This window comes from Micromonospora sp. DT229, from assembly GCF_049844505.1.
Classification (GTDB): Bacteria; Actinomycetota; Actinomycetes; order Mycobacteriales; family Micromonosporaceae; genus Micromonospora.
This window is the reverse complement of record NZ_JBNCLD010000008.1, coordinates 93,929-110,366: the sequence shown is the minus strand read 5'-3', so window position 1 is coordinate 110,366 and position 16,438 is coordinate 93,929. Positions and strand designations below refer to the sequence as shown.

The following is a 16,438-nucleotide window of genomic DNA, read 5'->3' as shown; positions in this document are numbered from 1 at the left end:
CTCCGAGCCCAAGATCTCTACCGCCTACCATCCTGCTGTGTCGACTGCCATCGGGCCGGGTGCCCACCGGGGCCTGCTGGGTGTCCTCCTCGATGCCGCCGACCGGGCCCCTGAGCAGGTAATCGTGCATGTCCGGGAGGACGGCACGGAGCGTACGGTCAGCTTCCGCCAGTTGCGCGACGAGGCGCTGCGGGTGGCCGGCGGCTTCCGGGCCGCCGGGGTCGCCCCCGGCACTCCCGCCCTCCTGCTCGCCGACGCCGGCGACGACTTCCAGCCGATGTTCTGGGGTGCCCTGGCCGCCGGGCTGGTGCCGGTGCCCCTGCCCCCCGAACCCCACCGGGTACGCGCCGTACGGCAACTGCTCGCCGACGCCGTGGTGGTGACCGACCCCGCCAGCGCAGCGGTGGCCGAGGGCCTGGACGGGCCGGTGCTGCGCCTGGCCGACCTGCGCACCGGTACCCCGGTCGAGGAACTGCCCACCTGCGCCGGGGATGAGCTGGCCTTCCTCCAGTTCTCCTCCGGCAGCACCGGTGCACCCCGGGGGGTGGAGCTGACCCACGACAACGTCCTGGCCAACCTGGAACAGGCCAGGCTGGCCAGCCAGGCAGGCCCGGACGACGTCCTGGTCAGCTGGATGCCGTACTTCCATGACATGGGGTTGATCGGCACCCACCTCACCCCGCTGGCCGTCGGCCTCAAGCAGGTACGCATCCCTCCGCTGGCCTTCGCCAAACGCCCGGTGCTCTGGTTCACCACCGCCCACCGGCACCGGGCCACCCTGCTGTCCGCGGCGAACTTCGCGTTGGCCCTGGCGGTCCGCCGGGTGCCGGCCCAGACCCTGGCCGGCCTCGATCTGAGTGCGGTGCGCTGCATGGTGGTGGGGGCGGAACCGATCTCACCTGCGGTTTGGCGGTCCTTCCTGGCCCACACCCGGGCGACCGGACTGGACCCCGCCGCCCTGCGACCGGTGTACGGGCTGGCCGAGGCGACCCTGGCGGTGACCTTCCCCCCGCCCGGCGAGGTGGCCCGACCGCAGGTGCTCGACCGGGCCGAGTTGAGCCGGGGGGTGGCGATGCCCACCCGGCCCGGCCCGCACGCGGTGGAACTGATGGACCTGGGCCACCCGGTGGCCGGATGCGCGGTACGCGTCGTCGACGAAGGCGGTCGACCCCTGCCGGAACAGCGGGTCGGCCAGATCGAGGTACGCGGCCCGAACGTGGCCCGGGGCTACCACCGCGATCCGCAGGCCACCCGGGACACCTTCGTCGACGGCTGGCTGCGTACCGGCGATCTGGGTTTCCTGCGCGAGGGGCGGCTCTGCGTCACCGGCCGGGCCAAGGACGTGGTGTTCGTCAACGGCCGCACCTTCCACGCCGCGGACCTGGAGACCGTGGCGGTGGCCACCCCCGACCTGCCCGGCGAGGTGGCCGTGGTGGTCGGGACGACCGACCCGGACTCCGGTGGGGAACGGATCGTGGTGTTCGTGCCCTGGGCCCGCCCACCGGCCGAGGCGGCTGCGGTGCTGGCCGCGGTACGGGCCCGGGTGGCGGAGGCCTGCGGTCACGACGAGGTCCGGGTGCTGCCGCTGCCGCCCGGCGCCTTCGCCCGGACCACCAGCGGAAAGCTGCGCCGACGCCGGATGCGCGAACGGTACCTGGCCGGCGACTTCGCCGACCGCGAGCGGCGTTGGTGCACCCCGGCGGCCGAGGATTCGGGGGGTGTGGCCGGGTCCGTCCTCCCCGCCGGGCGGTCCGCTCCGCAGTTGGAGGCCCTCGTCCGCGAGGTCTGGGCCCGGGTGCTGGGCCGTCCCCCCGCCACAATCGGCCCGCACGACCGGTTCCTGGCCATCGGTGGGTCCTCCCTCAAGGCAATGGAGGTGCTCGCCGGGCTGGAGGACGCCCTGGGTACCCGTCTGAACCCGGCGGACCTGCGGGACTGTCCCACCGTGGCCACCCTCGCCGATCGGCTGGCCGAGGCACCGCAGCCTCGCCCGACCGGTGCGAGCGCCGAGGCCCCGGCGCAGGGCCCGGCGCAGGTGGCGGTGATCGGCATGGCCTGCCGGTTCGCCGGCGCGGACACCCCCGAGCGGTTCTGGCAGCAGCTCGTCGACGGCGTGGACACCGTCGAGGTGGTACCGGCACACCGGTGGGTCCCGTCGGAGCAGACCACCCGCTGGGGTTCCTTCCTGGACGACCCGATGCTCTTCGACGCCGGGTTCTTCGGCCTCACCGATCAGGAGGCCCGGCTCACCGATCCACACGCCCGGCTGTTCCTGGAGATCGGGCACGAGGCGCTGGAGCGCGCCGGGTACGCCGGGCCCCGCCGGCACCGGCACCGCATCGGGGTCTTCGCAGCCGTCGGGGAGAGCGCCTACCCGCAGATGCTGGCCGCCGACGGGCAGGCCGGTGGGGCGGGCGCCCTGGTCGGGAACCTGCGCAACCTGATACCGGCTCGGTTGGCGCAGACCCTGGATCTGACCGGGCCGGCGATCGCGGTCGACACGGCATGTTCCTCGGCGTTGGTGGCGCTGCACCTGGCGGCCCGCAGCCTGGCCGCCGGCGAATGCGACATCGCGGTGGTCGGCGGGGTGAACCTGAACCTCACCGAGACCGGGTACCGGTCGTTGGCCGCCGCCGAGGCCCTCTCCCCCACCGGACGGTGCCGCGCCTTCGCCGCCGAGGCCGACGGTTTCGTTCCCGGCGAGGGCGGGGCCGCCCTGGTGCTGCGCCGCCTCGACGACGCGCAGGTAGCCGGGGACGAGGTGCTGGCCGTGGTCGCCGGGACCGCGATCGGCAACGACGGGCGGGCGTTGAGCATGCTCGCGCCGAACCCGCACCGGCAGTGGGAGGTGATCGCGCGGGCGTACCGGGAGGCCGGTGTGGACCCGGGGCAGGTGTCGTACGTGGAGGCCCACGGCACCGGCACCGAACTCGGTGACCCCGTCGAGGTCCGTTCCCTGGCGGCGGCCTACCCACCGCCCGTCGACGGGGTGCCGCGCGCGTTGGGTTCGGTGAAGACGAACCTGGGGCATCTGCTCAACTCGGCCGGCTTCCCGGCGCTGGTGAAGGTGGTGCTGGCGCTGCGGCACAGGTACCTGCCGCCCACCCTGCACCACACCCGGCCCAGCCCTCGCTGCGACCTGGCCGCCGCCGGTTTCGCAGTGGTCACCCAGGGGCGTTCGTGGACCGCACCGGGCCCCCTGGTCGCCGGGGTGAACAGCTTCGGTTTCGGCGGGACGAACGCCCACGCGATCCTGCGGGAATCCCCGGCCACCACGCCCACCGCACCCGGCGGGTCGGAGATTGGCCTGGCCACCCTGAGCGCGCACTCGGTGCCGGCGCTTCGGCAGGCGGCTCGGGACCTCGCCGCCCACCTGCGGGCGCACCCGCACCTGGCCGAGGCGGAGGTCTGCGCCAGCGCCGGTACCGCCCGCGACGACGCCGCCTACCGGTTGGCGATGGTTGCCGACGGTGCGCTGGCCGTCCGGCTGGACCGGGCCGCCGACACGCTGGGCGAGCACGTCGCGCCGGTCAGCCGGCGACCCCGCACGGTGTTCGTCCTCACCGACGACGGCGCTACGGTGCCGCCGGCGGCGGTACGTGAGCTCTACGACCGGCTGCCGGCCTTCCACGACCGGCTGACCGAGGTCGCCACCCCGACCGTACCGGGCCGATCACTGCTGACCTGGTGCCTGACCGGCCCCGGCGATCCGCAGGTCGCCCGGCAGGTGGCGGTGGCGGTCGGGCTCGCCCTGGTCGGTCAGCTCACCGCCTGGGGCGTACGGCCGGACCGGCTGTTCGGCGTCGGCGGTGGCGACCTGGCGGCGGCGGCAGGCCGAGGCGAACTGGACCCGGCCGAGGCGATCCGCCGCGCCGCCACGGCGACCCCACCGACCGAGCCTGAGCTGCGCATCGCGCTGAAGCAACTGTGCGCCGACGGGTACGACACCTTCGTCGACCTGGGCGCCTCGGGCCGGCTGCGCGCCGTGGCGCCGCACGTCGGAGTCGACCCGGCGCGGGTGTTGACCGTACTGGACGGGCCGCAGGCCACCGGGGCTCTGCTGGCGGCGGTGGGACAGCTCTGGGCCCTCGGTGGCCCGCTGGACCGGGCCGCTCTGCACACCGACCGGCGGCGGGTGCCGGTGCCGACGTACCCGTTCCAACGACGGTCTCTTCCGCCGTCGCCGCTGCTGCCCCTGCACCGGGTCACCTGGCGGGAGACGCCGTCGACCACCGGCGGGCCGGGGGTCGGGGTCGGCCGCGACCTGCCGGGCCGGGTGCGGTTGCGCGGCCCGGGTGCCGACGCTGACCTGGCCGCCCGACTCGCCACGGCACTGCGCGAACGCGGCGTCACGGTCCAGGTCGCAGCGCAGTCCGACGACGGTACGCCGCCGGAGCTGACCGTGCTGCTCGCCGGCGCCGCGGTCGACCTGTCGGAGGTGGCCGACCTCGATCGCGCCGTGGCCGAGCAGGTGGGCGCGGTGCGTGCCCTGCTCGACGAGCCGGACAACCGGTGGGGTCGGCTGCTCGTGGTCACCGAGGACGTCCAGGTCACCGGGCACCACGAGCGTCCCCGTCCGGTGCAGGCGGTGCTGGGCGGGCTGTGCGCGGCGCTGGCCGACGAGCGACCGGGCCTGCTGGCCCGGGTGGTCGACCTGACCAGCGTGGACGACCTGGCTGTCCGGGTGGAGGCGGTGTGCCGGGAGTTGTCCGACCTGCACCTGGCCGAGGCCACGGCGCACCCCGCCGACCAGTTGACCGGGCTGGCCTGGCGGGCCGGACGCCGACTCGAACGGCACCTGGTGCCGGTGTCGGCCCCGGTCTCGCCTGCGGGTACGACACAGCCCGATGGCCTGCACGTGATCCTGGGTGGTGGTGGCGGGCTCGGCGCCGAGTTGGCCCGTACCCTCGCCCGCGGGGGACGACCCACCCTGCTGCTGGCCGGGCGGTCGGCCCAGGCCCCGGCGGGCCTGCTCGACGAGTTGGTCGCGGCCGGCGCCACCGCCACGTACCAGCGGTGCGACGTGACCGTGCCGGCCGATGTCGACGCGCTGCTCGCCGGGCTGCCCCGGGTGGGGACCGTCTGGCACGCCGCCGGCACGGTCCGGGTCGGTACCCTGGCGGCGAAGTCGATCCCGGACATCCTGGCGGTACTGGCGCCCAAGGTACGCGGCAGCTACCTGGTGGCGGAGTCACTGCTGCGGCACGGTCACCACCAGGCGGCGCTTGTCGGTTTCTCCTCGGTCAGCGCGGTGCTGCCCGGTCTGGCCGCCGCGATCGGCGACTATGCGGCGGCCAACGCCTTCCTCGACGCCTTCGCCGCCGCCCGGCGGGCGACCGGCCGCCCATTCCAGGCGGTCGGCCTGGCCGCCGTCAGCGACACGGGGATGGCGGCCCGGGGCGGCGCCCGCCACGACCTCCCCGGCTCACTGACCGCGCGGGCCGCGCTGGATGCCTTGCTGGCTGCCCGGGAGGTCGATGCCGCCCACCTGATCGTCGCGGACCGGCAACCGTCGACCGCACACCCGGCGGGTGTCGCGGGCGCCGGCCGGACCGCCGGTCCGGACGCCCAGCCGGTCGACCTCGGGACCACCGAGGTCCCGGCCAGGATGCCGGCACGTCAGCAGAACGTCGAGGAACTGGCGCGGCTGCTGCGCCGACTGCTCGCGGAGCCCCTGCACCGTGCGAGCGACCAGATCGCCGACGACGACTCGTTCCTCGCCCTCGGACTGGACTCGCTGGCCGCAGTCGACCTGGTCAAACGGCTGGAGGACGAACTCGGGCGGCACCTGCCGGTCACCCTGTTCTTCGAGTACACCACGGTCGCCACGTTGGCCGCCGCGCTGGCGGAAACCGTCCCGGGGCAGCCCTCGGCCCACCAGGCCGCACCACCGGAGGTGGCACGACCGGCGGCGGGCGAGGGACCACCGGCCGGTTCGCTCGCCGACGGGGAGCCGTTCGCCCTCACGGCGGTGCAGCGGGCCTGGTTCGTCAACGAACGACTGCACCCGAGCGTGGCCGGTTACGCCTTCGTCCGGCAGACCGTCACGGGGCCACTGGACGCGAGGCTGCTCGACCGGGCACTGACCGGCCTCGTCGCCCGGCATCCGATGCTGCGGGTGCGCTTCCTCGCCGACGTCACCGCCCCCCAGCAGGTGATCGTGCCCCCGGCCGCTGCCGCGATCAGCCTGGACGTACGGCCACTGACCGGCGAGCTGACCGCACTGGAGGAGCAGCTCTGCAACACGCCGGTGGATCTGACCCGGCAACCGCCGCTGCGGGCGGTGCTCGCCCAGGAACGACCCGACCGCTCGCACCTGATCCTGGTGCTGCACCACGCCGCCGCCGACGGGTTCAGTCTCAACCTGCTCAGCGAACAACTCTGGGCGGACTACAGCCGACTGGTGACGGGAGGCACCCCCACGGTGCTGCCCGCCACCGGCAGTTTCGCCGCCTTCGCCGCTGGCCTCGCCCCGCCACGCGAGACGGATCTGGCGTACTGGCGTCGGAGGTTCGACGATCCGGGGTGGACGCTGCGGCTGCCGTACGACGGCGACCCGGGGGGCCTGCCCGCCCCGCCCTGCGTCACCCACACCGACGAACTGGACCCCGCGCTCGTGACGCGGCTGCGCGAGCAGGCCGCCGAAGCCGGTGTCTCCCTGTTCCACCTGCTGCTCGCCGGGTATCTGCGGTGCCTGGCGAGGTGGAGTGGGCAGCACCGGGTGCCGGTCAACGTGGCACGGGCCGGCCGAGACGCCCGGATGCCCGGCATCGAGCGGCTCGTCGGGCCGTTCGCCGACACCCTTCCGCTGCTGGTCGAGGTGGACCCGACCGAGCCGGCCGACCGGCTGGCCGACCGCCTCCGACAGTCCTGGACCGAGGCACAGCGACACGGCTCGGTGTCCAGCCTGGACCTGGCTCGGCTGCTACCCGCGACCGACAGCGGCCCGCGTACCGCCGGCCCGGCCGGGTTCAGCTTCGCCCGCTTCCCGGTCGAGACCGATCCCGACTGCCCGGTGACGGTCACCCCGACGGCGGCCGGCTCCGGTTCCGCCGCCACCGGGCTCAGCCTGCTGTGGTGGGAGTCGGGGACGACACTGCGGCTGTCCTGGAACTTCCCGCTGCGGTTGTTCCGGCGACAGACGGTGGCCCGGCTAGCCGCCGAGCACCACCAGGAGCTTGTCGACCTCGCCGCCGGGCGGCAGCGGCCCGGCGATCAGGATCGCAGCGTACGACCGGAGCCCGCCGCCGGGGACGTCAGCGCCCGGATTCGGGCGGTGTGTCGGCGTACCCCGGACGCGACGGCGGTCACCGATGGTCGGCGTACGGTGACCTACCGGGAACTGGACCAGGCCGCCGACCGGGTGGCGGCGCTGCTGCTCGCCCACGGGGTACGCCCCGGCGAGCACGTCGGGCTGCTCACCGCCCCCGGCGCGAGTTCGATCATCGGGGTGGTCGGGATCCTGCGCGCGGCAGCCGCCTGGGTGCCGCTGGACGCCGCCCATCCCCCGGCTCGCCTCGACGGACAACTGCGCCGCGCCCGCGTCCGGGTGGTGCTGCACGACGACGACTGCGCGACCACGGCCGCCCGACTCGACGGCACGGCGGTCCGACTCGACGGCGCGATGACCCGGCTGGACGGCACGGCGGTTCCGCTCGACCGCCCGGCGGTCCGGCTCGGGGCGGACGGACCCGGGGCTCCGACGGTCGGGCCGGACGACACCGCGTACGTGATCTTCACGTCGGGCTCGACGGGACGGCCGAAGGGGGTGCCGATCACCCACCGGTCGATGTCGAACTACCTCGACTGGGCCATCGACACCTTCGGCTACCACGCCGGTGACCGGCTGGCCCAGACCTCGTCGATCTGCTTCGACGCCTCGGTCCGGCAGATCCTGGCGCCGCTGCTGGTCGGGGCCACGGTGGTCACCTTCGCCCGGTCGGAACTGCGCGACCCGCAGGTGCTGCTGTCCCGGTTGGAACGGGACCGGCTCACCGTGTGGAGTTCGGTGCCCACCCTCTGGGAGCGGCTGCTGCGGGCCGCCGAGGACCGCACCACCCGCGAGGGCGTACGGCCGGATCTCAGTGCTCTGCGGTGGGTCCACGTCGGCGGGGAGGAGTTGTCGCCGGTGCCGGTACGCCGGTGGTTCAACCTGTTCGGCGACGGCTGCCGGATCACCAACCTGTACGGCCCCACCGAGGCGACGATCAACACCACCTGGCATGTGATCGACAACCGCCCCGACGAGGCGGTACGCCGACTGCCGATCGGTCGACCCGTCGGCGGGGCCCGGATCCGCGTGGTCGACCCGGACGGCAACCCCTGCCCGCCCGGGACGGCAGGTGAGCTGCTGATCGGCGGCGTCGGCGTCACCGCCGGCTACCTCGACGAGCCCGCGCTGACCGTCGCCGTCTTCACCCGGCTCGACGGCGAACGGTACTACCGCAGCGGCGACCGGGTTCGCGCCACCGCCGACGGCACCCTGGAGTTCCTCGGTCGGCTCGACGACCAGGTGAAGATCCACGGGTACCGGCTGGAGCCCGGTGAGATCGAGGCGGTGCTGCGTACCCATCCGGCGGTGACCGCCGCGACGGTGCTGCACCAGGCCGAGCCCCATCCACGGCTGCACGCCTTTGTCGCCCCCGGACCGGGAACCGGGCCCACGGCGGCCCAGTTGCGCGAGTATCTCGCCGCCCGGCTGCCGGAGCCACTGGTCCCGGCGCGCATCCATCTGCTCGACACGCTTCCGTTGACCTCCTCCGGAAAGGTCGACCGGGACCGGCTGCGTGCACTGGGCGGCTTCGCACCCGCCGCCGGCCCGGAGCGACTCCCGGCGCCCGCCGGTCCGGACGCCGCTGCCGGCGGATACACCGCAACCGAGGCGAGGCTGGCCCGAATCTGGGGTGAGCTGCTCGACCTGCCGACGATCGCGCCCGACGACGACTTCTTCGCCCTCGGCGGCGACTCCATCCTGGTGCTGGAGGTCTTCGCCCGCGTCCAACAACAGTTCCCGGCCACACCGAGCCCGACCGTCATCTACCAGCACCGAACCCTGCGGGGCCTCGCCGCCGAGATCGACGCCACCACCGCCATCCGCCGTACCACCGACGGCACGGGCCGCACCACCGCAGCCATGGACCGGGTCACCGGCCCGGTGGACGCCGGTCCGGGCGGGCCCTACCCGGTGACGGCCACCCAGCGCGGTTTCCTGCTCGCCGACGCCATCGCACCGGGCGACGGCACCGCCTGGCTGGCCCGGCTACGACTGCGCGGCCGGCTACGTCGCGACGTCTTCCAGCGCGCCGTCGACCTGCTGGTGGCCCGGCACCCGATGCTGCGTACCGTCTTTCCCGCCGAGGCCCGTCCCCCGGTCCAGCAGGAACTTCCCGCCTCGCTACGGCTGCCGGTCGGCTACCGGGCGGTCGCCGGCCCCGCCGAGGTGGGCACCCTGGTCACCGAGGAACGCCGCCGTCGCTTCGAGCCGTGGGCCTGGCCGCTGCTGCGACTGCAACTGCTGGGGCTCGCCCCCGACGACCACATCCTGCTGGTGCACGCCCACCACCTGATCGGTGACGGCTACAGCGTCGCCCTGCTCGGCCAGGAACTGCTGACGGTCTACCACCGGCTGGTGGCCGACCAGCCCGACGGACTACCTCCGCTGCGCACCCACTTCCGCGACTACGTCGATCTGCTGGCCGTCCGGGTCGCCGGCCCACCCGACCCGGACGCCCACGGCTGGTGGCGCGGACGCTTCGGCACCCCGTACCGGCCGCCGGTGCTACCCGCCCTCGGCAGCGCGCCCGACCCGGGCGGTACGTCCGAGCCGGTCTGCGGCTTCACATTGGACGGGACCGTGGTCGCCGGGCTGCGCCGGCTGGCCGCCTCGGCGGCGACCACCCTGTACGCCCCGGTGCTGACCGCGTACCACCGGGCGGTAGCTCGGTTCACCGGACAGGACGACCTGGTCTTCGGCCTGGCGCTGACCGGTCGGGATCATCCGCTGCCGGACCTGCACCGGATCTTCGGCCCGTGCGCGGCGATGCTGCCGCTACGGCTGGAGGGCTCGGCCGGCTTCGCCGAACAGCTCGCCCACGTCGGGGCCGAGGTCGCTACTGCCCGCCGGTACGACGACCCGCCGTCGATCGCGGCGGCCGTGCCCACCGGCCCGGGCGGCACGCCGATCGGAGCGCAGTTCTTCTTCAGCTTCCTGGACTTCTCCGCCCGCACCGCGCCGCCGGCCGCCGCAGCGTTCACGGCATCGCGGGAGGTCGTCGATGCGCCGTCGCCAGCGGTAGGCGACACGCCGCCCCCCGTGCCGAGCGATGCCGACCGGCTCAGCCTCGACTGGGACGCCGAAAGTGAACTGGCGCCACCGCCCCTCGGGACTGACCTGTTCCTGACCGCGCGCCCCGAGCAGGACGGGCTCCGGGTCACCCTGCGCGGCGGTCCCGCCACAGTCACCCCGGCCGAGCTGCGCCGGCTCGCCGACTGGCTCCGCGCCGACCTGACCGCCGCCGCCGCCGAGCACACCGACCCGGCCCGTGGGGACCAGACGCCCACGCCTGCCGTGGTCGCCGGTGACGCCGTGCCGGCGACGACGGCCGTTCCCGGCCGACCGACCAGGCTGGCCGCGGCCATCGTCGGCTACCTGCCGCCGCCGGCCCAGCTCGCCGCGATCGCCGGGCTGCCCGCCGGCAGCCTGCCCCGGGCCCAGCTACGCGAACTGCTCTTTCCTGGTGGCCGTCCGCGTCTGCTGGAGCAGCTGACCACGCCGCTGGGCGTCTCCGGCTTCGTCTGCCTGCCCCGGTTCGCCGACGAGCTGACCGCCGCCGGGGACGCCCTCGCCGACGAGGCCGCCGAGGCGGTGGACCTGGCCGCCCGCCTCGGCGCCCGCTGCGTGTCGCTGGCCGGGATGATTCCCGCCCGCACCGGCTACGGCCTCGGGGTGCTGCGCCGTACCCGCAGCGGGGTGGCGGTGACCACCGGCCATGCCGTCACCGTCGTCTCCGTCGTCCGCACGGTGCAGGCCGCGCTGGCCGCCACCGGGCGCAGCCTCGCCGGCCGCGACCTCGCCGTGGTCGGTCTCGGTTCGATCGGGTTCTCCGCGCTGCGGCTGTTGCTCACCCGGGCCGACCAGCCGCCCGCGCGACTCGTGCTCTGCGACGTTCCTGCCGCCGCGCCCCGACTGGGCGAGCACGCCGCGCGGCTGCGGGCGGACGGCTTCGCCGGCACCATCGAGGTGTGCCCGTCGGCACCGGGAATCGCCCGAGCGGGCTACACGGCGGACGTGATCATCGCGGCGACGAGCGCGGCCACCGCACCGATCGAGGTCGACCGGCTGGCACCCGGCACCATCGTGGTGGACGACTCGTTCCCGCCCGCATTGGACACCGGAAAGGCCCTGACCCGGATGCGCCGCGACCACGACATCCTGGTGGTCGGCGGTGGGCTCCTGGGCGTCGGCGAGACCGAACGCGACATACCCGGGGACCTGCCGCCGGTGCCGGTCGACGGCAACGTGCTCGGGTTGCCCGGGACGATCGCCTCCTGCCGGCTGGAGTCGCTACTGTGGTCGACCGTTGCGGACCTGCCGCTGGTGCACGGCCTGGTGGACGACGCGACCGCGGCGGCGTACGCGCGGGCGCTCACCGAGGCCGGCATCGACGCCGCGCCCCTGCACCTGCTGCACCACCCGATCGGGCCGGAGCTGCTCGGGAGGTTCGCACGCTAGTTACTCAGCTGCGCCGATCGTGGCTCGGCCTTACGCTCCCGTCCAGCGGTGGTCGGTCGACGGTGACCGGGCCGGCGGTGTGGTCGAGATGGTCGGTCTGCGGAGCGGAGATGAGCAACGAGATGGCATGTCACCTGTTCGCGCTCTGCGTCGATGCCCATCAACCGTCGCGGCTCGCGCGCTTCTGGTCGGAACTGCTGCAATGGAACGTGACGGACGATCCACTCGACGGAGTCGCCCTTCTGCCCACCGACGACACCGGCTTCCGGCTTTGCTTCCTCGCGAGCCAGGAGCCCAAAATCGGCCAGAACCTGATGCATCTCGACCTGACCAGCACCTCCTTGGAGGACCAGCGGCAGACGGTGGCCAGGGCGTTGGCGCTCGGCGCGCGGCACGTCGATGTCGGGCAGGGCCCCGAGGATCAGCACGTGGTCCTCGCCGATCCCGAGGGCAACGAGTTCTGCGTCATCGAGCCCGGCAACAACTTCCTCGCCGAATGCGGGTTCGTCGGCGCGCTGGCCTGCGACGGTTCGCAGCAGGTCGGCTACTTCTGGAGTGCCGCGCTCGGCTGGCCGCTGGTGTGGGACCAGGACCAGGAGACCGCGATCCGATCGCCGCACGGCGGCCCGAAGATCACCTGGGGTGGCCCACCACTGATGCCGAGGTTGGGCCGTAATCGCCTGCACTTCGACCTCGTTCCCCCGCCCGACGGTGACCAGCAGGCAGAGGTCGACCGCCTCCTCGCCCTCGGCGCAACCCGAATCGACGCCGACCTGGGTGCGAGCCGGGGCGAGACCGACCTGGACGAGACCGGTCGGAGCGAGACCGGCCGGGGCGACGCCGGTCGGAGCGAGACCGGCCGGGTGGCGATGGCCGACCCCGACGGCAACGAATTCTGCGTCCTGATGCCTGACGCGTAGTCGCCCTACAGCCCCGACGGAGTGCATGGGTTCAACCTCCACCGGCCTCCTTTGCTCTGCTTCAACCCACGCACCGGTTTGCTGCCGAACCCGTTGCGTGGGTTGAAGCAGAGCAAAGGGCCACACCCCATGAGCGGGCCTGCGGGCCTGCGGGCAAGCCCGCATGCGGGCGGCTGGCGGCGGGTAGCTCGGTTTGGCGGGGATTTGGAGAGCCGTTTCGGCGGTATGGCGGTATCCGGGTGGGTGGGTGACTGCCATACCGCCGAAACGGCGGATCGGTTGAGACCGGGATCAGAAGTCGTCGTCGAAGTTGACCGTGCCGGTCACGCCGACCTGGTAGGCCGAGACGCGGCGTTCGAAGAAGTTCGACAGCTCCTGCACGTCCTGCAGTTCCATGAAGGCGAACGGGTTCGTCGAGCCGTACATCGGTTCGATGCCGAGCATCGCCAGTCGCCGGTCGGCCACGTGTTGCAGGTACTGCCGCATGTCGGCCAGCGGCATCCCGGAGACGCCCTGCTCCAGCAGGTCGGCGGCGAACTGGACCTCGCAGTCGACCGCCTCGGCGAGCATGTCGCGTACCTGCTGCTCCATCTCGGCGTCGAAGAGGTCGGGTTCCTCGGCGCGTACGGTGTCGACCACGTCGAAGGCGAAGGCCATGTGCATCGACTCGTCGCGGAACACCCAGTTGGTGCCGGAGGCCAGCCCGTGCAGCAGCCCTCGGGAACGCAGGAGGTACACGTAGGCGAATGCGCCGTAGAAGAACAGTCCTTCGATGCAGGCGGCGAAGCAGATCAGGTTGAGCAGGAACGCCCGCCGGTCGGCGCGGGTCTTCAACTCCCGCAGCTCGAAGATCGAGTCGATCCATTTGAAACAGAACTCGGCCTTGCGGGCGATCGACGGGATGTTCTCCACCGCCGCGAACGCCTCGTACCGTTGCTTCTCGTCGGGCACGTAGGTGTCGAGCAGATTCAGGTAGAACTGGACGTGCACCGCCTCCTCGAACAGCTGCCGGGACAGGTAGAGCCGTCCCTCCGGGGAGTTGATGTGCTGGTAGAGGTTGAGCACCAGGTTGTTGGCGACGATGGTGTCGCCGGTGGCGAAGAAGGCGACCAGTCGGGACACCAGGTGCTGTTCGGCCGAGGAGAGCTTGGCCAGGTCGGAGAGGTCGGAGTGCAGGTCGACCTCCTCGACGGTCCAGGTGTTGCGGATGGCGTCCTTGAACCGGTCGAAGAACTGCGGGTAGCGCATCGGCCGCAAGGTCAGGTCCATGCCGGGGTCGAGCAGCATCTGCCGCTCCCCTGGGCTGGCGCCGGTGCTGGATTCGGAAACGGTGGTCACTGGCAGGCCTCGCAGCTCTCGGGATTCTCCAGGGAGCAGGCCAGTGCTTCGTCATCACTGACCGCGACGGTCGGCGTGACGGCGACGGTGGCCTGCTGGATCCGGGTCGCCGGACGCGACCGCAGGTAGTAGGTGGTCTTCAGCCCGGACTTCCAGGCGTAGAGGTACATCGAGGAGAGCTTGCCGATGGTCGGCGCGCTGATGAAGAGGTTCAGCGACTGCGACTGGTCGATGAACGGGGCGCGGGCCGCAGCCAGGTCGATCAACGTCCGCTGCGGCAGTTCCCACGCGGTGCGGAACAGCTGCCGTACCTCTTCGGGCAGCTCGGCGATGCCCTGCACCGACCCCTCGGCGCGTTTGATCTGCTCGCGGATCGACGCCGTCCACAGCCCGCGCGCCTTGAGTTCGCGTACCAGGTAGGTGTTGATCTGAAGGAACTCGCCGGACATCGTCTCGCGTTTGAACAGGTTGGACACCTGCGGCTCGATGCACTCGTAACAGCCGGCGATCGAGGCGATGGTGGCCGTCGGCGCGATGGCCACCAGCAGCGAGTTCCGCAGGCCGTGCGCGGCGATCATCTCGCGCAGCGCCGCCCACCGCTCGACCTGAATGACCTCGGCGCCCCACAGGTCCGGGTGCAGCTCACCGCGCGCGGCCCGGGTGTCGGCGTACGCCGGGTGCGGGCCGAACTGCTGGGCGAGCCCGGCCGAGGTCTCCAGGGCGGTCAGCAGGATCTCCTCCTGCACCCGGTTGGACAGCTCTCGGGCCGGCGTGGAGTCGAACGGCAGCCGCAGGGTGAAGAAGGCGTCCTGCAAGCCCATCAGGCCGAGACCGACCGGCCGCCAGCGCGGGTTCGACGCCGCCGCCTGCTCGGCCGGGTAGTAGTTGATGTCGATGACCCGGTCGAGAAAGAGCACCGCCGTGCGGACGGTCGCGCGCAGCTTGCCCCATTCGATGCCGTCCGCGCTGACGTGCGCGGCCAGGTTGATCGACCCGAGGTTGCACACCGCCGTCTCGGTGTCGCTGTTGACCTCCAGGATCTCGGTGCACAGGTTCGACAGGTGGATCGTGTTGCCCGGCGCGCCGGTCTGGTTGGACAGCCGGTTGGCCGCGTCCTTGAACGTCATCCACCCGTTGCCGGTCTGCGCGAGGGTACGCATCATCCGCCCGTACAGGTCGCGGGCCTTGACCGTGCGGACGGCCTTCTTCTCCGCCGCCCGGTACGCCTCGTCGAACGCCTCGCCGTACAGGTCGGGCAACTCCGGCGCGTCGGAGGGATCGATAAGCGACCAGTCGCCGTCGGCCTCCACCCGGCGCATGAACTCGTCCGGGATCCAGTTGGCCAGGTTCAGGTTGTGCGTACGCCGGGACTCCTCGCCGGTGTTGTCGCGCAACTCCAGGAACTCCTCGATGTCCGGATGCCAGGGCTCCAGGTAGACGCAGGCCGCGCCCTTGCGCCGGCCGCCCTGGTTGACCGCCGCCACCCCGGCGTCGAGGGTCTTGAGGAACGGCACGATGCCGTTCGACCTACCGTTGGTGCCCCGGATCAGCGCGCCCCGGCCCCGCACCCGCGTCCAGGAGATGCCGATGCCGCCGGAGAACTTCGACAGCTTCGCCACCTGGTGGTAGCGCTCGTAGATCGAGTCGAGTTCGTCGCGGGGCGAGTCGACAAGGAAACACGACGACATCTGGGTGTGTCGGGTGCCGGAGTTGAACAGCGTCGGCGAACTCGGCAGGTACGCCAGGCTGGACATCAGCCGGTAGAAGCCGATTGCCTCGCCGGGGGTCTGGGACAGCCCGCAGGCGACCCGCAGCAGCCAGTACTGCGGGGTCTCCACCACCAGCCGGGTCTGCGGATGCCGCAGCAGGTACCGATCGGCGACGGTCCGCAGCCCGAAGTACTCGAACCGCAGGTCCCCGGCCGGGTCGACGGCGTCGTCCAGCTTGCGGGCGTTGCGGGCCACGAACGCGGCGGTGACGTCGCCGATCAGGCCCAGGCCGTGGGCGTACCGGATGGACTGGCTGAAGCTCGCCACCTGCTGGCCGCGGACCTCCTTGTCGACGAACGCGGCCAGCAGCCGCGCCGCGAGCCTGGAGTACTGCGGCTCCTCACCGATCAGCTCGGCGGCCGTCTGGATCGACAACTTGTCCAGCTCGGCGGTGGTCGCACCGTCGTACAGGCCGCTGATCGTCTTCGTCGCCACCCGCAGCGGGTCGATTTCGTCCAGGTCGGTGACCCAGCGCTCCACCGCCTTGACGATCTTGTTGACGTCCACCGGCTCGGTGTCGCCGTTGCGTTTACGCACCTGCATCACGTGCCGGCGTTGCTCCGGCCCCGCCTGTTCCCGGGTCACCGTCATGGTCCCTCCTCGTACCGGTCGGTGAAGGTCGACGGGCACGCGGGAGGACGCCGCTGGTCACCGGACGGACGGAGCGCCGTCGAGGACCA

4 protein-coding genes are annotated in these 16,438 nt (G+C 72.7%); 2 read left to right on the top strand and 2 right to left on the bottom strand.

Translation table 11 applies throughout. The features are described from left to right. Nucleotides 1-37: 37 nt before the first annotated feature. Together ACLQ2T_RS15025 and ACLQ2T_RS15020 are read left to right on the top strand one after the other, a co-directional pair. The gene (locus ACLQ2T_RS15025; protein WP_425766738.1) at nucleotides 38-11,731 is read left to right on the top strand and encodes an amino acid adenylation domain-containing protein; all 11,694 of its coding nucleotides are present in this window, start codon (nucleotides 38-40) and stop codon (nucleotides 11,729-11,731) included. Between the two features lie 110 nt (nucleotides 11,732-11,841). Beyond that, a complete protein-coding gene (locus ACLQ2T_RS15020) occupies nucleotides 11,842-12,651 on the top strand; it encodes a VOC family protein (RefSeq protein WP_425766737.1) in 810 nt (269 codons plus the stop codon). A gap of 291 nt (nucleotides 12,652-12,942) precedes the next feature. Here the strand turns inward: ACLQ2T_RS15020 and ACLQ2T_RS15015 are convergent, their stop codons facing one another. Then, nucleotides 12,943-13,938, bottom strand: coding sequence for a ribonucleotide-diphosphate reductase subunit beta (locus ACLQ2T_RS15015; RefSeq protein ID WP_425766735.1), 996 nt, complete (start codon nucleotides 13,936-13,938; stop codon nucleotides 12,943-12,945). Between the two features lie 47 nt (nucleotides 13,939-13,985). Beyond that, a complete protein-coding gene (locus ACLQ2T_RS15010) occupies nucleotides 13,986-16,349 on the bottom strand; it encodes a ribonucleoside-diphosphate reductase subunit alpha (protein WP_425766734.1) in 2,364 nt (787 codons plus the stop codon). Nucleotides 16,350-16,438 lie beyond the last annotated feature (89 nt).

Bases quoted from the DNA above. Each gene is read 5' to 3' on its own strand.
- ACLQ2T_RS15015 (WP_425766735.1), bottom strand. From the start codon at position 13,938: ATGCTGCTCGACCCCGGCATGGACCTGACCTTGCGGCCGATGCGCTAC.
- ACLQ2T_RS15010 (WP_425766734.1), bottom strand. From the start codon at position 16,349: ATGACGGTGACCCGGGAACAGGCGGGGCCGGAGCAACGCCGGCACGTG.
- ACLQ2T_RS15020 (WP_425766737.1), top strand. From the start codon at position 11,842: ATGAGCAACGAGATGGCATGTCACCTGTTCGCGCTCTGCGTCGATGCC.